Annotated in this window: 19 protein-coding genes and 2 tRNA genes; 8 read left to right on the forward strand and 13 right to left on the reverse strand. The window is 63.9% G+C overall.

The genetic code is table 11. The features are described 5' to 3' along the window. Window positions 1-17 precede the first annotated feature (17 nt). Window positions 18-1,841 carry an ATP-binding cassette domain-containing protein gene (locus AAFO92_RS05310; protein WP_347533612.1) on the forward strand — a complete coding sequence of 608 codons (1,824 nt, stop codon included), beginning with the start codon at window positions 18-20 and terminating at the stop codon, window positions 1,839-1,841. Here the strand turns inward: AAFO92_RS05310 and AAFO92_RS05315 are convergent, their stop codons facing one another. From AAFO92_RS05315 to AAFO92_RS05335, 5 genes are all read right to left on the reverse strand, one after another. Then, complete coding sequence (locus AAFO92_RS05315; RefSeq protein WP_347533613.1) at window positions 1,842-2,597, reverse strand: SDR family NAD(P)-dependent oxidoreductase; 756 nt, start codon at window positions 2,595-2,597, stop codon at window positions 1,842-1,844. It abuts the gene before it with no gap. A 58-nt stretch (window positions 2,598-2,655) separates the two neighbouring features. Next, window positions 2,656-3,708, reverse strand: a complete 1,053-nt coding sequence (locus AAFO92_RS05320) for an AbrB family transcriptional regulator (RefSeq protein ID WP_347533614.1) — start codon at window positions 3,706-3,708, stop codon at window positions 2,656-2,658. Between the two features lie 76 nt (window positions 3,709-3,784). Further along, the gene (locus AAFO92_RS05325) at window positions 3,785-5,266 is read right to left on the reverse strand and encodes an ABC transporter substrate-binding protein (protein ID WP_347533615.1); all 1,482 of its coding nucleotides are present in this window, start codon (window positions 5,264-5,266) and stop codon (window positions 3,785-3,787) included. Between the two features lie 122 nt (window positions 5,267-5,388). Then, a tRNA-Asn gene (locus AAFO92_RS05330) sits at window positions 5,389-5,463 on the reverse strand. An 81-nt stretch (window positions 5,464-5,544) separates the two neighbouring features. Then, window positions 5,545-6,456 (reverse strand): MBL fold metallo-hydrolase, encoded by a 912-nt coding sequence (locus tag AAFO92_RS05335; RefSeq protein WP_347533616.1) that lies wholly within the window; start codon window positions 6,454-6,456, stop codon window positions 5,545-5,547. Between the two features lie 40 nt (window positions 6,457-6,496). On the opposite strand from AAFO92_RS05335, the gene AAFO92_RS05340 reads away from it, so the two are divergent. Then, window positions 6,497-7,801 (forward strand): ATP-binding protein, encoded by a 1,305-nt coding sequence (locus tag AAFO92_RS05340; protein ID WP_347533617.1) that lies wholly within the window; start codon window positions 6,497-6,499, stop codon window positions 7,799-7,801. A gap of 133 nt (window positions 7,802-7,934) precedes the next feature. Further along, window positions 7,935-8,132, forward strand: coding sequence for a hypothetical protein (locus AAFO92_RS05345; protein ID WP_347533618.1), 198 nt, complete (start codon window positions 7,935-7,937; stop codon window positions 8,130-8,132). A 61-nt stretch (window positions 8,133-8,193) separates the two neighbouring features. Here the strand turns inward: AAFO92_RS05345 and AAFO92_RS05350 are convergent, their stop codons facing one another. The 4 genes from AAFO92_RS05350 to AAFO92_RS05365 all read right to left on the reverse strand — a co-directional run bounded on the left by AAFO92_RS05350 (window position 8,194) and on the right by AAFO92_RS05365 (window position 13,457). Then, window positions 8,194-9,051 (reverse strand): alpha/beta hydrolase, encoded by an 858-nt coding sequence (locus AAFO92_RS05350; protein ID WP_347533619.1) that lies wholly within the window; start codon window positions 9,049-9,051, stop codon window positions 8,194-8,196. Window positions 9,052-9,067: 16 nt separating this feature from the next. Continuing rightward, a complete protein-coding gene (locus AAFO92_RS05355) occupies window positions 9,068-11,086 on the reverse strand; it encodes a CocE/NonD family hydrolase (RefSeq protein WP_347533620.1) in 2,019 nt (672 codons plus the stop codon). 98 nt (window positions 11,087-11,184) lie between these two features. Then, on the reverse strand, window positions 11,185-12,735 hold the full coding sequence (locus AAFO92_RS05360; protein WP_347533621.1) for an ABC transporter substrate-binding protein: 1,551 nt from the start codon (window positions 12,733-12,735) through the stop codon (window positions 11,185-11,187). Between the two features lie 29 nt (window positions 12,736-12,764). Next, a complete protein-coding gene (locus AAFO92_RS05365; RefSeq protein WP_347533622.1) occupies window positions 12,765-13,457 on the reverse strand; it encodes an XRE family transcriptional regulator in 693 nt (230 codons plus the stop codon). 141 nt (window positions 13,458-13,598) lie between these two features. On the opposite strand from AAFO92_RS05365, the gene AAFO92_RS05370 reads away from it, so the two are divergent. Continuing rightward, the gene (locus AAFO92_RS05370) at window positions 13,599-15,059 is read left to right on the forward strand and encodes a M81 family metallopeptidase (RefSeq protein WP_347533623.1); all 1,461 of its coding nucleotides are present in this window, start codon (window positions 13,599-13,601) and stop codon (window positions 15,057-15,059) included. Between the two features lie 222 nt (window positions 15,060-15,281). Here AAFO92_RS05370 and AAFO92_RS05375 read toward each other — a convergent pair whose 3' ends face one another. The 3 genes from AAFO92_RS05375 to AAFO92_RS05385 form a co-directional block, all read right to left on the reverse strand. Continuing rightward, window positions 15,282-15,962 (reverse strand): SOS response-associated peptidase, encoded by a 681-nt coding sequence (locus tag AAFO92_RS05375; protein WP_347533624.1) that lies wholly within the window; start codon window positions 15,960-15,962, stop codon window positions 15,282-15,284. Between the two features lie 32 nt (window positions 15,963-15,994). Continuing rightward, complete coding sequence (locus AAFO92_RS05380; RefSeq protein ID WP_347533625.1) at window positions 15,995-16,450, reverse strand: hypothetical protein; 456 nt, start codon at window positions 16,448-16,450, stop codon at window positions 15,995-15,997. A 123-nt stretch (window positions 16,451-16,573) separates the two neighbouring features. Beyond that, a tRNA-Ile gene (locus tag AAFO92_RS05385) sits at window positions 16,574-16,650 on the reverse strand. Here AAFO92_RS05385 and AAFO92_RS05390 point away from each other — a divergent pair. The 4 genes from AAFO92_RS05390 (at window position 16,636) to rnd (ending at window position 19,751) form a co-directional block, all read left to right on the forward strand. After that, on the forward strand, window positions 16,636-16,842 hold the full coding sequence (locus AAFO92_RS05390; protein ID WP_347533626.1) for a hypothetical protein: 207 nt from the start codon (window positions 16,636-16,638) through the stop codon (window positions 16,840-16,842). The genes AAFO92_RS05385 and AAFO92_RS05390 overlap by 15 nt on opposite strands. Before the next feature lie 31 nt (window positions 16,843-16,873). Further along, complete coding sequence (gene purM / locus AAFO92_RS05395; protein ID WP_347533627.1) at window positions 16,874-17,920, forward strand: phosphoribosylformylglycinamidine cyclo-ligase; 1,047 nt, start codon at window positions 16,874-16,876, stop codon at window positions 17,918-17,920. Then, window positions 17,917-18,510 carry a phosphoribosylglycinamide formyltransferase gene (gene purN, locus AAFO92_RS05400; protein WP_347533628.1) on the forward strand — a complete coding sequence of 198 codons (594 nt, stop codon included), beginning with the start codon at window positions 17,917-17,919 and terminating at the stop codon, window positions 18,508-18,510. Before purM ends, purN begins: the two co-directional genes overlap by 4 nt. An 83-nt stretch (window positions 18,511-18,593) precedes the next feature. Beyond that, the gene (gene rnd, locus AAFO92_RS05405) at window positions 18,594-19,751 is read left to right on the forward strand and encodes a ribonuclease D (protein ID WP_347533629.1); all 1,158 of its coding nucleotides are present in this window, start codon (window positions 18,594-18,596) and stop codon (window positions 19,749-19,751) included. Between the two features lie 6 nt (window positions 19,752-19,757). On the opposite strand, the gene AAFO92_RS05410 is transcribed toward rnd, so the two are convergent. Then, window positions 19,758-20,267, reverse strand: coding sequence for a hypothetical protein (locus AAFO92_RS05410; protein WP_347533630.1), 510 nt, complete (start codon window positions 20,265-20,267; stop codon window positions 19,758-19,760). Window positions 20,268-20,290: the final 23 nt, after the last annotated feature.

Consider the following 20,290-nt stretch of genomic DNA (forward strand, 5'->3'; position numbering starts at 1 on the left):
CGCGGTAGCCCGCGCGCATGGCCCAATCACCCCTGCTTCAACTGACCGGCATTTCGCTTACCTTCGGCGGCGAGCCGGTATTTGACGACCTGTCGCTTGTCGTGCAGCCGGGGGATCGCGTGGCGCTGGTGGGCCGGAACGGGTCGGGCAAATCCACCCTGATGAAAGTGATGGCGGGGCTGGTGGAACCGGATCGCGGCGCGCGCAGCATTCCGCCGGGGATCAGCGTCGGCTACATGGAGCAAGAGCCCGAGATGACGGGTTTTGCCACCCTGGGCGACTATGCGGCAAGCGGACTGGACGTGGCCGAGATGTACCGGGTCGAGCGCGCCGGGGAGGGGCTGAAATTCGATCCCGCGCGCCCGGTCGCCACCGCGTCCGGCGGAGAAAGGCGGCGCGCGGCGCTGGCAAAACTGATGGCCGAGGCGCCGGATCTGATGCTGCTGGACGAGCCCACGAACCATCTGGACATCGACGCGATCCGCTGGCTTGAGGCCGAGCTGAAGCAGACCCGCGCAGGCTATATCCTGATCAGTCACGACCGTACTTTCCTGCGCGAACTATCGCGTGCAACCCTTTGGATCGACAGGGGAATGTCGCGGCGGCAGGAGAAAGGTTTCGACGCGTTCGAGGCGTGGCGAGACAAGGTCTGGGAGGAAGAGGACCAGCAGCGTCACAAGCTGGACCGCAAGATCAAGTCCGAGGCGCGTTGGGCGGTCGAGGGCATCAGCGCCCGCCGCAAGCGCAACCAGGGCAGGGTGCGGGCATTGCAGGCGCTGCGCGCGGAACGGGCCGGCCAGATCCGGCGTCAGGGCACCGCGGCGATGGCGCTCGAGGCGGGACGCAAATCCGGCAAGAAGGTGATCGAGGCGCGCGGAATCGGGAAATCCTACGAGGGCCGCGTGATCCTTGGGAAATTCGATCTGAAGGTGCAGCGCGGCGACCGGGTGGCCTTTGTCGGGCCGAACGGCGTGGGCAAGACGACGCTGATCAAGCTGTTGCTGAAGCAGATCGCGCCCGATACCGGCGAGGTGACGCACGGCACCAACCTGCTGCCGGCGGTGTTCGACCAGACCCGCGCGCAACTGGACCCGGATATGAGCCTTTGGGAAAGCATGACCGGCGACCGGGATATGCGCGTTTCAGGCCGGGCCGACCAGGTCCTGGTACGGGGTCAGCCGCGCCACGTTGTAGGTTATCTCAAAGATTTCCTGTTTGACGAACGTCAGGCACGTGCGCCGGTACGTTCGTTGTCGGGTGGGGAAAAGGCACGGCTGTTGCTGGCCAAGCTGATGGCGCGGGAAAGCAACCTGCTGGTGCTGGACGAACCGACCAATGATCTGGACATCGAGACGCTGGACCTGTTGCAGGAATTGCTGGACGATTATGACGGCACCGTGCTTCTGGTCAGCCACGACCGCGATTTCCTGGATCGCGTGGCGACCACCACGATTGCCTTCGAGGGGGGCGGACGTACCACTGTCTATGCCGGCGGCTGGAGCGACTATCAGGCGCAGAGGCAGTCGAACGGTGGGGCAGATACGGGAGAAAAATCTGCAAAACCAAAGTATAAAGAGCCGGAATTAACGCAAAACGCAGGAACGCCCCGCCGTCTGTCCTTCACCGAGAAACACCGGCTGGAAGAACTGCCGGGGCTGATGGAGCGCTGGCAGGCGGAGATCGCCAAGCTGGAGGAGCTGATGGCCGACCCCGAGCTGTTCACCCGCGAGCCGGTCAAGTTCAAGAAAGCGTCGGAGGCGCTGGCCGAACGTCAGCGGAAGTTGCTGGAGGCCGAGGAAGAATGGCTGGAACTGGCGGAAAAGGCCGAGGCGCAGGGCTGATTACTGCATCCGTAACGCGCCATCCAGGCGAATCGTTTCACCGTTCAGATAGTCGCATTCGATGATGAACCGCGCCAGCGCGGCGAATTCTGCGGGGTCCCCCAGGCGCTTGGGAAAGGTCACGTCCTGCGCCAGCGCCTCGGTCACATCGGCCGGCAGGCCCTGAAGCATCGGCGTCAGGAACGTGCCGGGTGCGATGGCCATCACGCGGATGCCTTCGCGCGCTAGGTCGCGTGCCATCGGCAGGCTCAGTCCGACGATCCCGCCCTTGGAGGCCGCATAGGCGGTCTGTCCCTTTTGTCCGTCGAATGCGGCGATCGAGGCGGTGTTGATGATGACCCCGCGGGTGCCGTCGGGCAGGGGGTCGTTCCGGGCAATCTCGGCGGCGGCGAGGCGGGCGATGTTGAAACTGCCGACCAGGTTGATGTCGATGGTGCGCTGGAAATCGGCCAGCGGGTGCGGGCCGTCCTTGCCCAGCGTCTTGGCGCCGGTGGCGATTCCGGCGCAGTTGATCGCGGCGGTGATCCGGCCCATCGCCGACCTGCCGGCGGCAAGCGCGTCCTGGACGGAGCTTTCGGATGTCACATCGGTTTCGGCAAAGGTGGCGCCGATTTCCTGCGCAACGGCTTTGCCGCGCTCTGCGTCGCGGTCCAGCAGCGTTACCTGAGCCCCTATGTCGCGCAGATGGCGGGCGGTGGCCTCGCCCAGGCCCGAGGCGCCTCCGGTGACGATGGCAGCGGTATCGGTGATGCGCATGGGTTCTCTCCGTCAGGTAAATGAACAGATGTTCAGATAATGCAGAATCGCCCGCCTGTCAAAGCCGCCGGGCGATACGCTGCCGCAGGACGAACAGGCCGATGACGGTCAGTAGGATGCGCATGATATGATGCAATGTCACGAAGGCCGGGCTGGCCTGCAGGCTGAGCGCCACCAGCGCCATTTCGGTCACGCCGCCGGGGGCAAAGCTGATCAGCATCACGTCAAAGCCTTCGCCGGCCAGCGGGGCCAGCACTGCGGCAAGCGCCGCCGCCAGCACCAGCATCCCGCCGACCGAGATCAGCGACAGGCCCAGCCCGCGCAAGATCAGCGCCCGGCTGAGCCCGGTAAACCGCATGCCCAGCGCGGTGCCGATCACAATCTGCGCGTCGTTGACCAGCCATTGCGGGATATCGAGCGGCACGAGACCTGTCAGCGACAACAGGGCGGCCACCAGCATCGGCCCGGTCAGCTGCGCGGCGGGCAGGCGGAGGTATTTGCCAGCGACGATGCCCAGACAGCCCGAAATCAGGATGAGGGGAAGCACCTCCAGCGGCACCGACGGACGCGCAAGGGTCATGCCGGCGGCGCTGCCCACCGGCGCGCCAAGCCAGAGCGACAGCCCGATCGGCAGCATTGTGACCACGACGATGATGCGCAGGAATTGCTGGAGGATCAGGCGCGGCATGTCGGCGCCGGCTTCTTCGCCCATCGCGATGGATTCGTACAACCCGCCTGGCGTGCTGGAATACAGCGCCGTTGCCCTGTCATATCCGCCGAACCGGTGAAACACCTGGAAATTAAAGGCAATGGCAAGGATCACGAATCCGATCAGCGCCAGCAGGCTGGCCAGCAGACGCTGACCATTGGCAAAAAGGTCCGGCGTGACCTGTGCCCCGATCATCAGCCCGATGACCGCAATGAAGATCATCCTGAGCCAGTTGGGAAAGCTGTAGCCATCGGGCAGTTGCGCCGGCAGAATGGTGGCGATCAGCGCCGTCAGGCAAAGCGGCCCCAGCAGGTAGGGCAGGGGCAGACCCAGCCAGTTTGCGGCCACCCCCGCGACCGCGGACAGGCAGATCAGACCTATCGTGGTGATCGCGTGGCGCATGGCCCTTTGAAGCAGCGCCCGGGGCCGACCGCAAGCCGAATCGCGCGGGGTGCGGCCGGTTGCGGCCCGTTCCCGGCTATTCCGTCACCGACACCAGATGCCAGCGTACGGCGTCGTTCTTCACCGCGTCCAGGTCCTGCACCCGCGTCGACAGCCCGACCAGTTGGGTGATGTGATAGGGGATCAGCGTCCCGGAATGGTCAAAGAGGTATTTCTGTGCGCCGATATAGAGCGCGCGGCGTTTATCGAAATCAAGTTCCTGGCTGGCGATGTCCAGCATGGCATCAAAGGTGGGGTCGTTGAAATAGCTCTCGTTCCACTTGGCGGTCGAGCGGAAAATTTCGTTCAGGGCCTGGGCCGCGGGGCGTTCACCCCAGCGGGTGCCGACCGCATCCTTCTGCATCCAGATCTGCGACCAGTACCCATCGGTGGCGGCCTTGATGATCTTGACGCGAATGCCCGCGGGCGCCAGCTGTTCCTGCAGGGCCACGGCCATCGAGGGCCAGGTCGGCTCCAGCGTGGAGATGTAAACCTCGATCTCCAACCCGTCGGGATACCCGGCCTCGGCCAGCAATGCGCGGGCCTGTTCGATATCCTGCGGACAGTCGAAATCGGCGTAATACTGATCATTCGGACCGACCGGCGTATCGCAGCTGACGATGCCGCCACCGCCAAGCACCAGTTTCAACAGATCCTCGCGGTCAACGGCCAGTCTTATCGCCTTGCGCACCCGGACATCGTCATAGGGCGGCACATCGGTCCGGAAAACCATGCCGATCCAGTTCCCGGTTGGAATGTCCTGAACGTTGTAGCGGTCCGAATTCTGCAGGACCCGGCGCAGGGACGGGTTGATGCCGCGTTCCATGTCAAGCTGCCCGGCCAGGAACGCCGTCAGCCGCGCCTGGCCATCGGGGATGCCGATCACCTCGATCCGCGCCAGCTTTGGCGGACCTTCCCAGTAATCCTCGTTGGCGCTGAGGATACTGATGCCGTCGGCGTCGAATTTGTCGACCTTGAAGGGGCCGGTGCCGATGCCGCTGCGCCCGATCGTATCGCCGGAGCCGTCGGGAATCATCCGCAGCCGGGCCTCCATCAGCTGCAGGGGCAGATCGGCAAAGCCGTGTTTCAGGGTGAATCGCACGGTCAACGGGTCCAGCGCCTCGACCTTCTTGACCATGTTGATGACCGATCGCACGGGGCTGTCCATCTCGGGGTCGAGGATACGTTCGATAGAGTAGACAACGTCATTGGCGTCGAAATCGCTGCCGTCGTGAAAGCGGACGCCATCGCGCAGTCTGAAGGTCCATTGCGTGGCGTCTTGGCTGACCTCCCAGCCGGTTGCCAGATCGGGTTGCGGCTTGCCGTCCAGCCCGGGCCGCACCAGGCGGTTCATGATCTTTTCGGTGATCTGCAACACGCGCCCGGTCGAAATCGGATCAAGGCTCGAGAGATTGCCGAAACCGACCTCATGCGCATGTCGGAACGTTCCCGCGGGCTGCCCGCTGGCCGCCCCGGCGAACAGCAGGGCGCAGATCAGGACCGACTGGAAATAGCGCAATTGCCTCTCCCGGATCGCGGGCAAAAACGCGGCCCGCAGCCCATTAGTCGCCCGATTCTCGGGACAAAGCAATCACGCCAACCCGATCGACAGCGCGGGTCTGTGTCAAATGTCTATGAAATTGGCTCCGGCGGTAGGGATCGAACCTACGACCAATTGATTAACAGTCAACTGCTCTACCGCTGAGCTACGCCGGAACACGGAGGCCCGTATAGCAACACCGATTGGTTCCGTCCAGAGGGATTGTCACACTTTTTTTGCGTAAATGTCTTCCGGATTCAGGTCAGCGAAAATGCCGCGCCTGCGGTCAGTTCCGTTTCTGGCTTTGCGAGGTTTTTTCCATACAGATCAACAAGATGTGCCAAGACGTTGCGGGTGGCCGCGGGGAGAAGGGCGGTGGGCGTGTCGGTATAGATCATGCGGGCCAGCGTTTCCGCGTTCGCCGGCCCGCGGTCAAGCTGGCCCAGGATCGCTGCTTCGCGTGATTTCCGGTGGCCTATCAGCCAGTCCAGCCTGCCGCGCGGATCGGTGATCGGTGCGCCGTGGCCCGCGTGGAACACCCCCGCCTCCAGCGCGTGCAGGCGGTCGCAGGAGGCCATGAAATCGGTCAGGTCGCCATCGGGCGGCGATACCAGCGAGCTGGCCCAGCCCATCACCAGATCGCCGGTAAAGACCACATCGCCCAACGAAAAACACAGGTGATTACCGAAATGGCCGGGCGTCCAATGGGCCATCAATCGCCAGCCGTCGCCGTCAAGCACCGCACCGTCATCCAGGCCCACATCGGGCGTGAAACCCGCATCCACCCCTTCGCCGCCGCCCACCAGACCGGTATCGGCCAGTTGCTGCATGATCGCGCTGCGGCCGGCATCGGCGGCGCCGTAGGCGTAGATTTTCGCGCCGGTTTCGCGGGCGAGGGGGGCGGCCAGCGGTGAATGATCCAGATGGGCGTGGGTCACGAGGATATGGGTGACCTGCTGATCCGGCCGCAGGGCCGCCAGAATCGCCGCCAGATGACCGGGATGGTCAGGGCCGGGATCGATCACCGCAACCTGCCTGTCGCCCACCAGATAGGTATTGGTGCCACGAAAGGTCATCGGCGACGGGTTGGGCGCCACGATACGCCGGATGTCGTTGCCAGTCACCTCTGCCTTGCCGACAGGTGGATTGAATTCAGCTTGGTGGTCCATTGCCCTTCCTCTCGTGCCGCCGCCCGGCTAGGTTTAGCGCATGAACTTCCGATGGCTCAAACCCTATATGCCTCGCAGCCTTTATGGCCGGGCATTCCTGATCCTGCTCATGCCGGTGATTTCGCTGTTGCTGGTGATCACGATCGTTTTCATTCAGCGCCATTTCGAGGGTGTGACCCGGCAGATGACCCAGGCGGTCAGCCGCGAGGTCAAGCTGGTGCTGGATCACGGGGCGGTCTCGGGCGACAGCGAAGGCGTGGCGATGGCCGCGGTGCTGCAAATTGCCGTGGGTCCGATCTCGCAGGCCGAGATGCCGCAGGATGATTACCGCCGCTGGTATGATTTCACCGGTGCCGTCGTGATCCGGGAATTCACCAAGCTGTTGCCCCGCGTTCAATCCATCTCATTGCCGGATGACAAGGTTGTCCGGCTTTTCTTTACCACGCCCGAGGGGCCGCTGGAGCTTAGTTTCGACCGGCGGCGGGTGTCGGCGTCGAACCCGCATCAGCTGTTGGTCTATATGGCCGTCTTCGGCGTGCTGATGACGATCATCGCCTATCTCTACCTACGCAACCAATTGCGGCCGATTACCCGGCTGGCCCGCGCGGCCGAGGCGTTCGGCCGGGGGCGCAACGTGGTCTACCGGCCAGCCGGCGCGATAGAGGTGCGCGCTGCCGGCAGCGCATTCCTGGACATGCGCGCCCGGATCGAGCGGCAGATCGAGCAGCGTACGCTGATGTTGTCGGGGGTCAGTCATGACCTGCGCACGCCGCTGACCCGGTTGAAGCTGGGGTTGTCGATGCTGGAGGAGGAAGAGGTCGATCTGTTGAAGCGCGACGTGGCGGATATGGAACGGCTGCTGGATGAATTCCTGGCCTTTGCCCGCGGCGCGCAGGAGGGCGAGGCAAGTCCGGTCGACCCGATCGCGCTGATCGAGAAGATCGTTGCCGATTGCCAGCGCGCCCAGATCAACGCAAATCTTGTCCAGGCGACCGGTTCGGGCGAGGTGGTCCTGCGCGAGGACAGCATCCGCCGGGCGGTCGAAAACCTCATCAACAATGCCGTGCGCCACGGAACGGTGGCCGAGATCTCGATCATGCTGACCGACAGAACGCTGCGCATCCGGGTCGAGGACGACGGCCCCGGCATCCCCGAGGAACAGCGCGAAGAGGCGCTCAAGCCGTTTGCCCGGCTCGATCCGGCGCGCAATCAGGACAAGGGTGGCGGCGTGGGGCTGGGCCTGGCGATCACCGCGGACATCGCGCGCGCGCATGGCGGTATGCTGCGGTTGGGCGAAAGCGAGAACCTGGGCGGGCTGCGTGCGGATATTGTCATCGGCAGGTAAGGGCGGTGTCTGCCGCGCGCCGGATCGTGGTGTATCGGGCGCTGCGGTAACGCGCCGGCAAGAGATGATCCGGATAGTCGCAGCGCGGCATGGGGACGCCGCCGGGATATGGCGCGAGCGGGCCGGGGGAATCATGGAAAAGAAAACCTTCAAACGTGAAATCGCCGTGTGCCTGGCGGTTTTTCTGTGTTTCGTCGCCTGGAAAGCGGCCGAGGCGGAACCGGTCGAGACGCTGAAGGTCATCATCTGGCCGATCATGCTTTTCGTGGGCGCTGCCTTCGGGATGCAATGGGCCAGCAAACAGACCGGCCTGACAGCGGGCAAGTCGTGATTTGGCATGGGCCTGAAGGGCCCGGCCCGCGATGGCTTTCCCGGGTCGTGGCGGCCCCGTGTCAGCCTCTGACCAACATTTCGCCCAGAATTTCCTTGAGCTTGCCGGCAACGACATCGGGCTTGTGACGGGATAATGATACATGCCCGAGCCCGGCGATTTCATGGTATTCGCCGTCCGGCGAAAGATCGGCCACCGCCCGGCACATCGGCGGCGGCGTCTGGATATCCTCGGAAAAACCGATCACCCGGAACGGCACCGGGCAGGTTCTGAGCGCCGCGCGGCAATCAAAGGCCAGGCAGGCTTCCCACTGGTCGATCGTGTCACGAGGGTCGCGGCCGCTGAAACGCGCGGTATAGGCTTGCTTGATTTCACCCCAAAGACCGGGATCCGCCAGCGCGGCGGCGGGAAATGCGTAGACCGCATAATGCGGCGCCAGAAAATAGTCGGGCAGGATCACACCCGCCTTGCGGATGTCGATTTCGGCCTGCATCCAGTCACGGGTGAAACCGTCGATATAGGCAGCCGTCCCCATCGGGATCGCCATCCGGACCTTGCCGGGAAATTCGATCGCGGTGGCCTGTGTCACCAGCCCGCCAAGTGACAAGCCGCAGACAACCGCCTTACCGCCGCAGAACGCGTCGATCACCGCGGCGCAGTCGCGCGCATAGTCCGACATCGACCAGGGCGGCGGCGGCGCGGAGGTTTCACCGGCGCCGCGCGGGTCGTAGGCGATGCAGCGAAAACTGCCCGTCAGCCGCGCGAAGATCTGGGCATAGCCTTCCGCCGGGGTGTCGCCGCCGGGGATGAAGACGATATCGGGGCCGGTGCCCTCGATCACCACCCGCATGGTCACCCCATCCTTTGTGGTCAGTTCATGGGTCTCGGCGCCGGGGCCAAAGGCGGGATATGCGCTCATCGGTTTTCTCCTTGTGTCACATGCCGTTCCGCGGGATCGCGTGGTGCCATTCGATTTCGTGGAACAGGTCGTCACCATCCCAGCACTGCACCCTGGCCGTCAGGTGAAACTCGGTTTCCGTCGCGGTCTGTTCGGAGGTGGTCTTGATGCGTGCTGACCAGTCACCGCGCTCGAACCTGCTTTCCTGCTCCATCGTCGCCCGTGCGCTCAGCGGATCATCGGGATGGATGCTGTAGACCCGGTCCGAGACATCGGACAGCGCCGTGCCGGTCTCAAGCTGCATCTGGCCCACCGGCCCAAACACGCCGCCATCGGAATACATGCGCGCTGTGTGCAGACCGGTGGTCAGATCGACCGACAGGCTGCGTTTGAAAGAACCCTCGCGGAGCCGCGCACTGGGCCGCGGTAATTGATCGGTCGGCGGTTCCGGCAGCGTGCGGGGGGTGGGCGCCTGGGGCGTGTCGCGGCGCTGCGGCACTGTCAGGACGGATCGGCCGGCGGCCAGTGTCAGCGTGACAGGGGACGGTGCGGGCCACAGCACCGGCCAATAGGCCGAGGCGATCTGGACCATCACCCGGTGCCCTTCCGGCACGCGATACCCGATGGCGTGCATCTGTAGGCCGACGCGCATGACCTCTCCGGGCACGACGGGCCGGGGATTCGTGTCACCATCCCGGTGCATGAGGTTGCAGAAGCCGCGCGAAATCAGCGTCTGCGCGCCATCCGGCGCCTCGTCCACCAGAAGTGCTGCGACAAAGGCGTGGGGTTGATCCGCGGCCAGCTCTAGCGTCAGGCCGGGCTGGCCGAGGATTTCCAGCGCCTGATCAAGCGGTTCGCTGCGAAACAGCAGCGCGCCGCCCGCGTCCATCCGGCAATCGCCGGGCATGTCGCCCTTGAGCGCGAAAGAGCACATGTCGCCGCCCGCCAGTCCGAATGTCTGGGGCGAGCAGATCGACATTTCCGCGCCATCCGGGCGGGCGGTGTCCTGCAGCGTGCCGTTGTTGAGCCACAGCGCCAGGGGCGACACGTTCGGCGACGGCCATCCGGGTTCCTCGACCCAGCGGCCGGGCCTGAATTCGTGGAAGCCCGCCGGTGCCACGCTCTCCTGCATCCAGAACCGCAGCGGCGGTTCATCGTCGAGGCCGGTGTCGATATCCTTGAGCCAGCGATCCCAGAAACGCACCGCCTCGTCGATGAAATTCACCCTTGGCCTTGGCACGCCCTCATGCGGGTAGAGATGCGCCCAGGGACCCATCAGCACCCTGACCGGGCCTTTCAGCCGTTCGGCGATGCGAAACGGCGTGTCACGGTACAGATCGGCCCAGCCACCGAAATAGAAAACGGGGATCTGGACATCATCGTAGTTTTCCGAGATCGACCCGCGCCGCCACATCCCGTCACGGGTCTGATGTTCCAGCCACTGCGCCGGCCAGAAGGTCATCGCCTCCAGCCGTTCTTTCCACATCTCGCGCCAGCGATTGTCGCCGACAATGGCGGGGTCCGGCGGAAAGGCGTTGTAGAGCTGCATGATCGAGCCCCACCAGAAATTGTCGCCCGCAAGGCAGCCGCCGCAGAAATGGATATCTTCCAGCCAGCGGTCATCGGTGCCCATCACCGGCACGATGGCTTTCAGCGCGGGGGGGCGCAGGGCCGCCACCTGAAAGGCGGTAAAGGCGCCCCAGGACTTGCCGAACATGCCGACCTTGCCGTCACACCAGGGCTGCGCGGCAATCCATTGCACCACATCGGCGCCGTCCTGCATCTCCTGCTGGGTATATTCGTCCACCATCACGCCGTCGCTGTCGCCGGAACCGCGCATGTCGACCCGCAGGCAGGCATAGCCGTTGGCGGCAAATCGCGGGTGCATCCCCTCGTCGCGCAGTCGGGTGCGGTCACGGCGGCGATAGGGGATATATTCCAGCAGGGCAGGCACCGGCGTTCCCGTCGCGCCTTCGGGCAGCCAGAGCCGCGCGGCAAGTTGCTTGCCGTCGGGCATCGGGATCCACACGGTTTCGGTTACACTGACGTCGGGCATGGGGCAGGGCCTTCGAAGAGGAAATATCCGGCCGGTGTCGGCCGGGCGGGGCGGCCGGCAAATGCGGCCGCGCCGGGCTCACGCCGGGGCGCTGCGGCTCAGGCGAGCCACCACCGTTCGGTCCAGCGGCCGCCATCCATTTCCCAGTTCGACGCCACCGGGCCGTGGGCGACCTTGTCGGTCATCGCATAGACATAGTTGGCAAAGGCCCAGACCACGACGCCGCCTTCGTCGCTTACGATCTGCTGCATTTCGCCATACATCTCGCCGCGCAGGTCGGCATTCAGCTCGCCCCGCGCTTCCAGCAGCAGTTCGTTGAACCGCTCATGCTCCCAATAAGTGTCGTTCCAGTCCGCGCCCGAGGCATAGGCGCTGGAGAACATCCAGTCGCAGGTGGGCCGTCCGCCCCAGTAGCAGGCGCAGAACGGCTCCTGCATCCAGACATCCGACCAGTAGCCGTCATTCGGCTTGCGGTCGACGGTCAGGTTGATGCCGGCCGGGCTCAGGTGTTCACGATAGAGAACCGTGGCATCCAGCGCACCGGAATAGGCCGCGTCGGCGGCGGCGCAGGTCAGGTCGATGCTGTCGAGGCCGGCGTTCTTGAGGTGGAACTTCGCCTTGTCTGGGTCATAGGTGCGCTGTGCCAGTTCGGTATTGTGATAGGGGACCGAAGGCGCGATCGGGTGGTCGTTGCCGACGATCCCGCGGCCGTTCAGAATGGTCTTGACCATTTCTTCCCGGTCGATGCCGTGCTTGAGCGCAAGGCGCAGCTCGTTGTTGTCATAGGGGTTCAGCCCGGTATTCATCGGGAAGGTATAGTGCAGGAAACCGGTCGCTTCCTCGACCCGCACCGACGGCACACGCTCCAGCAGGCCCACGGTCTTGAGGTCGACGCGGCTCATGATGTCGACCTCGCCGGTCTGCAGCCCGTTCTGGCGCGCCGACACGTCCGGAACATAGAGGATCTCGATCTCGTCGAACCACGCGCGGTTCGGTTTCCAGTAATCGTCGCGGCGCTTCAGTTGTGTCCGCACACCGGCCTTGTGGCTTTCCATCGTGTATCCGCCGGTGCCGATGAAATCCTGCCAGTTCACCTGTCCGTCTTCGACCGGCATCAGGATAAAGTGGTAATCGGCCATCAGGAACGGGAAGTCGGCATTGGGACCGTCAAGGTCGAAGATCACCGTTTCGTCGCCATCCTTGCGGTAGCCGGTGATCAGGTCGGCGGTCGTGCGCATCCCCGAGCCCGATTCCTCGCCCGCGTGGAACTTGAGCGAACCGATCACGTCATCCGCTGTCAGCTTGCGCCCGTCCGAGAAGGTGACTTCGGGGCGCAGCTTGAAGGTCCAGGTCTGGGCGCCGTTGGATCCCTCCCAGCTTTCGGCGGCATCGCCCACCAGTTCGCCCGACGGATCAATTTCGGTCAGGGTCGAATGGGTCGCGAAGCCCACGGACATCATGTAGATATCCGTGTAGGTCCACGGGTTAAGCGAATCCTGTGTCGACCCTTCGGCCAGCGCGACACGCACCGTGCCGCCGCGTTTACCGGTCTGGGCGAAAGCCGGCATTCCGGCAAGGCCGAGCGCGCCAAGCGCAGCGCCGCCCTGCAACACGTTCCGGCGGGTGGGCTGAATGAAATTCCGTGTCATGTTATCTTCTCCCTTTTGTTATGATCTGTTCAGGACGAGGGCCCGGTCCGCACGGCCGACGGATCATCGCCTGTGTGGTCCCGTGGAATGATCACCGGTGAGTTCACCCAGATCATCCGCGCGGGCTGGTCCGACTTGTTCGATGTCCTGTGAGGAATGTCGCCGCGGATGCTGTAGCTGTCGCCGGCGCGGAGCGTGATGACCTCGTCGCGCAGCACCAGCTCGATCTCACCTTCGAGCACGAGGCAATGCTGCTCTCCGTCGCGCACGACGATGCCTTCATCGCGCTCTTCCGAACGGGGCGCGTATTCGCTGATCCCGAAATAGTAGTCCCCGCCGATGGTGCTGGACAACAGCCAGTCGGTATAGCCGCTTTCCTCGGCAGGTTCGCCGTATAACAGGTTGAGGTTGCGGCGATTTTCGGCGCGCACCACATGGGCCCGCTCAAGCGGGCCGGCGCCCGGGCGGCGGGTAAAGAACCAGGCGACCGGCACCGCCAGCGCATCGGCAAGGCGGGTCACCTTCTCCAGCGATGCGTTGACCGCACCGCGTTCGATGGCGCTGACATGGCTGACGGAGATACCGCTTGCGGCGGCAAGCTGTGCGAGGGTCAGGCGCCGGGCCTTGCGCAACTGCCGGACTTCCAGCCCGAACGCCGCGATGCTGCGGGTCGGCGCCATATCGGCATTGTCCGGTTGTCCGATCCTTTCAGGCTGTGCCACGTTCACCTCCGGTTACGCGGGCAGTATCCCAAAAAATTCGCTCATGACAAGAATTTTGTTGAAAAATTACGTTATACAGGGTTCAATTCTGAAAATTCCACTCATGCCGGGGCGTGAATATTCCAACGGAATGAACTGATAATGCGGCTTTTCATCGCGACGCTATCAACCGAAACCAACACGTTCTGTCCGATGCCCACGGCCATGTCCGGGTTCGAGGAGTATTTCCTGCGCCACGGCGATGCGACGCGCGAAGCCCCCAACCTGATGACAGAGGCGCTTCATGTCTGGCGCGCGCGGGCCGAAGCTTTGGGCTGGGAGGTGGTCGAGAGCCTTGCCGCGATTGCCGAGCCTGCAGGTCGCACGACGCGGCAATGTTACGACGCGCTGCGGGGTGAGATCCTGGCGGATCTTGACCGGGCAGGCGGCGCGGACATCATCCTGTTGCAGCTGCATGGCGCGATGGTTGCGGAGGGCGTGGACGATTGTGAAGGCGACATCGCAGGAAGGGTGCGGAAACTTTGCCCTGACGCAACCATCGGTCTGGCGCTTGACCTGCATTGCCACCTCACGCAGCGGATGCTGGATGCCAGCGACCTTGTCATCTGCTTCAAGGAATATCCGCATGATGACGCCTCGGACCGCGCGGCGGAACTGTTTGATCTGGCCTACCGGACATTCACGGGTGAAATCCGGCCGGTGATGCGGCAGTTCGATTGCCGGATGGTCAATCTCTACCTCACCAAGACCGGCGCAATGCGCGGCTTCGTTGACCGCATGACGGCGCTGGAGAGCGCGCCCGGCATCCTGTCGGTGTCGCTGGCGCATGGCTTTCCCTGGGCGGATGTGGCCGATGTGGGGGCGCGTGTGCTGGTTTTGACCGACAACGATCCCGGTTTGGCCGCTTTGACCGCGGAACAGGTCGGGCAGGAGTTTTTTCGTCTGCGGCACGAGGTGACAACCCCGCTGTCGGGCCTTGATGCCGCGCTGGACGAGGTGGCGGCGGCGGGCGCCGGGGGGCCGGTTGTTCTGGCCGATATGGGCGACAATTCCGGGGGCGGCGCGCCGGGGGATTCGACCTTCATGCTGCGCGCCGTGCTCGACCGGTCATTGTCTCATGTTGCCACGGGCATCTACTGGGATCCGGGTGTCGTTCGGATCTGCCAGGATGCCGGGATCGGTACCGGCCTGCGGTTGCGCCTGGGCGGCAAGGTCGGCCCCGAGTCGGGGGAGCCGGTGGATATCACGGCGCGGGTGATGAATGTCGCCGCGGGTCTGGGGCAACATCTGGGCAAGGGGCTGGAGCCGCTGGGAACGATGGTCTGGCTGCGGACCGGCGACGAGGTCGACATCGTGGTGAATGACCTGCGGACGCAGGTTTACCACCCCGAGGCGTTCGAACAGCTTGGGATCGACCTGTCGGCCAAATCGCTCATCACCGTCAAATCCCTGTTCCACTTCTTCGGCCCGTTTCAGCCGATCGCGGCGCGGATCATCCAGGTTGCGACACCGGGCGGCACCTCCCCCGACTTCCGGAGCATGAACTATACCAAGCTAACCTCGGCCTATTGGCCGGCAACTGAGACACCTTTTGAAAGCTAGTATCGCCAGGCCGCCGCCTGCCGCTTCCGCTGCGGAAAGGCGGGATTGTTTGCGGCCTGTGTCTTCGCCAGCGCTGAACCGTCAGCGGACGGGAACGGATTAAGGCAGTGGATTGACTGCGAGACCCTGAATATAGATACCAAAGAAATGTGAGTATTCAAATGGATGCGCTAGAAAGTTCAACCACTTGACGGTCTATGGAATAAGCCGACTGAAACGACGTCAGGTAGGCGGCAGCGCATCGTCTTTTTCATTCTCGCCGGATTTGAACACCTTCATCTGATCTGCCGGGTAGGGTTCGAGCACCTCCAGCGCGTCGTCCGCGCTGCCCGCCATCCAGGTTTCGTATTTTTCTGGCGGCACGATCACCGGCATTCGATCCGGGTGCACGGGCTTGACGAGATCGTTCGCGCTGGTCGTGATGATCGTATAGACCTCACATCTGTCCGGCCCGTCCGGCCCTTCGAACTGCGAGACAGTCCAGAGGCCCGCGAAGGCGAAGAGCGGCCGTTCTTCGCCGCCATCAAGCCCGAACCAGTAATAGGTTGCCGGGTTACGCCCCTTGGCTTCGCAGAATGAGGTCGCTGGAACCAAACACCGACGCTGTTGAAAGCTGCCTCTCCACAGGCCGGATGTAGCGACCTTGTTGTCGCGCGCATTGTTCCATGCGGCGGGCTGCAGCGTCTTGCCGGTCTTCTTGCTTACCTTCGTGGTGCGGAAACCCCAGGACAGGGTTACAAGCTCGCGCTCGCCATCCTTGGTGTGGCGCATGACATAGCCGGGATATTTGGGCCAGATCGCCGCCAGCGGCTCGGCATTGCCCAGATGGACGTTCTTTACCGGAACATCGAACAACTGGCGCATCGCTTCAACCGGCTTGGTGCTGGAATAGAGGTTACACATGGGGCCAGATGGTCACAGCACCGGGTATCGCGTCAAGGATCACCAAGCATCACCGTTCGCCATTTCTGGATTATCCGGTCCGGTCGCCGGATGGGCAGTTTGCCGATCTCGGTCGCGTCGGGAACGCGCAGCCTGACGTTGATGTATTCGGTCGTCTTGCACCGTGAGCACGGGAAAGGCGGCTGGTGGGCTGGCAGATCGGGGTCCACCACCTTGATCAAATCCGATGCCAGGAAGTTGGTCTTGCGATGGCAAAGATTGCATCGGACGGTCATGACCTGGCAAAGCCGGGCTGCGTCTTTCAGCCTGTGGAACGGCTTGCCGGGATGGGGGCGGACAGGTGGGAACGATACTGGCATGACGTTAGAACATACCAAGAACATCCAAACAGTAAAGCCGTCAGGGTGATCCGGCGGGTTTGATCGCTGCCGGGCACCGGATCGCGCAGCAGCCTGGCCGAGGAATACCGATCCGTCTGCCGTGACCATGACACGCAGGAAAGCTTTCCCGCGGCCTCTCAACCAGCCTTCACAGCCAACCGGCTATTGTAACCGTCAAGGGGGCGAAGCCCCTGAAAGGCAAGGACCTATCTTGGTTTCAACAAGCTGGTCTGGTAGGCCCGGAGGGACTCGAACCCCCAACCAAAGCGTTATGAGCGCTCTGCTCTAACCAATTGAGCTACAGGCCCGACCTGACGCCCGTCGTAGAAAGCAATCCGCCCAAGGTCAAGCGGATGCGGCACCGGGGCGGTTTTTTCGCCCGATGGACCGGGGCGGGCGGGTTTCTGGCACGCGCATCTGTGCCCGCCGTGCTGCTCTGGGTGCCGGTTTTCCGTTTCACCGTTCGGTTTCTGGTTGCCCGGCGCGGGGCGGGCGACTAGAGAAGCCGCAAGACCCAAGCGGAGCAGGCCAATGACCCAGAAAAGAAACGGTGTGACCTATGCCGATGCCGGTGTAGATATCGACGCGGGCAATGCGCTGGTGGACCGGATCAAGCCCGCGGCCAAGCGCACCGGGCGGCCCGGTGTCATGGCGGGCCTGGGTGGGTTTGGCGCGCTCTTTGACCTCAAGGGTGCAGGCTTCAGCGATCCGATCCTGGTGGCGGCGACCGACGGGGTGGGCACCAAGCTCAGGATCGCGATTGATACCGGCAATGTCGATGGCGTGGGCATCGACCTGGTGGCGATGTGCGTGAACGACCTGGTCTGCCAGGGAGCCGAGCCGCTTTTCTTCCTTGATTACTTCGCCACCGGCAAGCTGGATACCGACAGCGCCGCGCGGATCATCGAGGGGATTGCCGAGGGCTGCGTGCGGTCGGGTTGTGCGCTGATCGGCGGCGAAACGGCTGAAATGCCGGGCATGTATCCCGAAGGTGATTTCGACCTGGCGGGCTTTGCCGTGGGCGCGATGGAGCGTGGCGCTGACCTGCCTGCCGGTGTCGCGGCGGGCGACGTGCTTCTGGGTCTGGCCAGTGACGGGGTTCACTCCAACGGCTACAGCCTGGTGCGCAAGCTGGTCGAGCTGTCGGGCCTGGGCTGGGACGCCGATTGCCCCTGGGCCGAGGGCACGCTGGGCGCGGCGTTGCTGACCCCCACGCGGCTTTACGTGAAACAGGCGCTGGCCGCGGTCAGGGCAGGGGGCGTGCACGCGCTGGCGCATATCACCGGTGGCGGGCTGACCGAGAACATCCCCCGCGTGCTGCCCGAGAACTGCGGCGTGGCGATTAATCTGGGCGCCTGGGATCTGCCGCCCGTGTTCAAATGGCTGGCGGATCAGGGCGGCATGGCAGAGGCCGAGATGCTCAAGACCTTCAACTGCGGCATCGGCATGGTTCTGGCCGTCGATGCCACGCGGGCCGATGCGTTGCACGCCCTGCTGGAAGAGGCCGGCGAGACGGCCTGCCGCCTGGGACATGTCACCGATACGCCGGGCGTCAGCTATTCCGGGGCGCTGGCTTGACGAAACGGGTGGCGATCCTGATCTCGGGCGGCGGGTCGAACATGGTCTCGCTGGTGGACAGCATGGCGGGCGATCATCCGGCCCGTGCCTGCCTGGTCCTGTCCAACAATCATGATGCGGGCGGGTTGCAGAAAGCGGCGGACAGGGGCGTGGACACGGCGGTGGTCGATCACAGGCCGCATGGCGATGATCGCGCGACGTTCGAGGATGTGCTGCATGCGCGCCTGCGGGACGCGGCGCCGGATATCCTCTGCCTTGCCGGGTTCATGCGGGTGCTGACCGAAGGATTCGTCAGCCGCTGGCAGGGGCGGATGATCAACATCCATCCGTCGCTCTTGCCCAAGTATCGCGGCCTCAACACCCATGCCCGCGCGCTGGAGGCGGGCGATACCGAGGCCGGGTGCAGCGTGCACGAGGTGACGCCGGCGCTGGACGATGGCCCGTTGCTGGGTCAGGCGCGTGTGCCGATCCTGCCCGATGACACGCCCGATACGCTGGCCGCGCGGGTGCTGCGGCAGGAACATATCCTCTATCCGGCCGTGCTGCGCCGGTTCGCGGCCGGAAACCGGGCGATGCTTTCCTTGCCCTGACAGCGCCGGACAGTTGCAATTACCGCCCGCTGCCCTCTATACACGGATTTTCTCCAGACCCTCGGGAAAGACAAAAGAACCATATGAAAACCATCACCACGACCCAGGATCTGACTGCCTTCTGTCAAAAAGCCGCAACGCATGACTACGTTACCGTCGATACCGAGTTTCTGCGCGAACGCACCTATTATTCCAAGCTGTGCCTGGTGCAGCTGGCCGTGCCCGGGGACGGCGAGGACGATGCCGTTCTGGTCGACCCGCTGGAGGGCGAGCTGTCGCTTGAGCCGCTATACGATCTTTTCCGCGACACCTCGGTGGTCAAGGTGTTCCACGCCGCCCGTCAGGATCTAGAGATCTTCTATGTCGATGCCGGCATCATCCCCGCGCCGCTCTTCGACACGCAGGTGGCGGCGATGGTCTGCGGTTTTGGCGAGCAGGCGGGCTACGAGACACTGGTGCGGAAGATCGCCCGACAGCAGCTTGACAAGACATCGCGCTTTACCGATTGGTCGCGCCGCCCGCTGACCGAGGCGCAGAAATCCTATGCGCTGGCCGATGTGACCCATTTGCGCGACATCTACGAATTCCTGGCCGAAAAGCTGCGCCAGAACGACCGCGCGAAATGGGTCGCCGAAGAGATGCGTATTCTGACCGATCCGGAAACCTATGTGACCCGCCCCGAAGAGGCATGGCGGCGGGTCAAGACCCGCAACAACTCGGGCCGCTTTCTGGCCGTCGTGCGGGAGCTGGCCCAGTTCCGCGAAACCTATGCACAGGCCCGCAATATCCCCCGCAACCGGGTTTACAAGGATGACGCGCTGGTTGAGCTGGCTTCGACCCGGCCGGCGACGCCGCAGGATCTGGGCCGCGCGCGGCTGCTTCTGCGCGAGGCGCGCAAGGGCGAGATCGCCGAGGGAATCCTGGCGGCTGTCAAGACCGGGCTGGAATGCCCTCCCAAGGAACAGCCCAAACCCGACACCCGTCAGGAGAAACTGCAGGTGAACCCGGCGCTGGCCGACCTGTTGCGCGTGCTGCTGAAGGCCAAGACCGAAAGTTTCGGCGTTGCGCCCAAGCTGATTGCCAATGCGGCGGAACTGGATCAGATCGCCGCCGGCATTCGCGATCTGCCTGCGCTGAACGGCTGGCGCGCGGATGTGTTCGGGCAGGATGCGCTCAGGCTTTGCGAGGGCAAGGTCGCGCTCACCGCCAGCGGCAACAACATTCGGATCATCGAGCTCTGAGGCGCGTCAGCGCCGGGCGGAACGTTCGTTGCGCGCCCCGATCACACGGATCGTGCTGGCAATGGCCAGGTCATTGTTCGACACGAACCGCCCCGCCTGCACCGAGCGTTGTCTGGGGTTGCCTTGCGGGGTATCGCGGGGTTGAACCGCCATCAGGCGCAGGGTCAGCACGCCATTGACCGGTTCGCCGTTGGTGTCGGATATCAGGCGCACGTCATAGGCGCCCTGCTGCAGCGAAACGCCGGTCACGCGGATGATCGCCCCGGCGGTGGTCGGTTCGATGCTTACGCCGGTGATCTGGTCAACCGGTGTTCCGGTGTAGATTTCGCGCCGATCCCGGCGGCGGATGCGGGTTTCGCGCGGGATAAGCGGGTTGGCCTGACCGGGTTCCGCGGCCACCGGCTGCGGGCTGCCCCCGCCGAACCAGTTGCCGGGGTTCAGGCGCGAGTCGCGCAGTCGCGCGCAGCCCGACAATACCATCGACGAAATCACCAGAACTGTCACAAATGTCCGCATCGCACCTGCCCCTTATCACTCAC

The sequence above is a fragment of the Roseovarius sp. CAU 1744 genome (assembly GCF_039839345.1).
GTDB lineage: Bacteria > Pseudomonadota > Alphaproteobacteria > Rhodobacterales > Rhodobacteraceae > Roseovarius.

Excerpts from the sequence above, each read along its gene's own strand:
- AAFO92_RS05310 (WP_347533612.1), top strand. The coding sequence starts at position 18 with ATGGCCCAATCACCCCTGCTTCAACTGACCGGCATTTCGCTTACCTTC.
- AAFO92_RS05315 (WP_347533613.1), bottom strand. The coding sequence starts at position 2,597 with ATGCGCATCACCGATACCGCTGCCATCGTCACCGGAGGCGCCTCGGGC.
- AAFO92_RS05320 (WP_347533614.1), bottom strand. The coding sequence starts at position 3,708 with ATGCGCCACGCGATCACCACGATAGGTCTGATCTGCCTGTCCGCGGTC.
- AAFO92_RS05335 (WP_347533616.1), bottom strand. The coding sequence starts at position 6,456 with ATGGACCACCAAGCTGAATTCAATCCACCTGTCGGCAAGGCAGAGGTG.
- AAFO92_RS05340 (WP_347533617.1), top strand. The coding sequence starts at position 6,497 with ATGAACTTCCGATGGCTCAAACCCTATATGCCTCGCAGCCTTTATGGC.
- AAFO92_RS05345 (WP_347533618.1), top strand. The coding sequence starts at position 7,935 with ATGGAAAAGAAAACCTTCAAACGTGAAATCGCCGTGTGCCTGGCGGTT.
- AAFO92_RS05350 (WP_347533619.1), bottom strand. The coding sequence starts at position 9,051 with ATGAGCGCATATCCCGCCTTTGGCCCCGGCGCCGAGACCCATGAACTG.
- AAFO92_RS05355 (WP_347533620.1), bottom strand. The coding sequence starts at position 11,086 with ATGCCCGACGTCAGTGTAACCGAAACCGTGTGGATCCCGATGCCCGAC.
- AAFO92_RS05360 (WP_347533621.1), bottom strand. The coding sequence starts at position 12,735 with ATGACACGGAATTTCATTCAGCCCACCCGCCGGAACGTGTTGCAGGGC.
- AAFO92_RS05370 (WP_347533623.1), top strand. The coding sequence starts at position 13,599 with ATGCGGCTTTTCATCGCGACGCTATCAACCGAAACCAACACGTTCTGT.
- AAFO92_RS05375 (WP_347533624.1), bottom strand. The coding sequence starts at position 15,962 with ATGTGTAACCTCTATTCCAGCACCAAGCCGGTTGAAGCGATGCGCCAG.
- AAFO92_RS05380 (WP_347533625.1), bottom strand. The coding sequence starts at position 16,450 with ATGGTCACGGCAGACGGATCGGTATTCCTCGGCCAGGCTGCTGCGCGA.
- purM (WP_347533627.1), top strand. The coding sequence starts at position 16,874 with ATGACCCAGAAAAGAAACGGTGTGACCTATGCCGATGCCGGTGTAGAT.
- rnd (WP_347533629.1), top strand. The coding sequence starts at position 18,594 with ATGAAAACCATCACCACGACCCAGGATCTGACTGCCTTCTGTCAAAAA.
- AAFO92_RS05410 (WP_347533630.1), bottom strand. The coding sequence starts at position 20,267 with ATGCGGACATTTGTGACAGTTCTGGTGATTTCGTCGATGGTATTGTCG.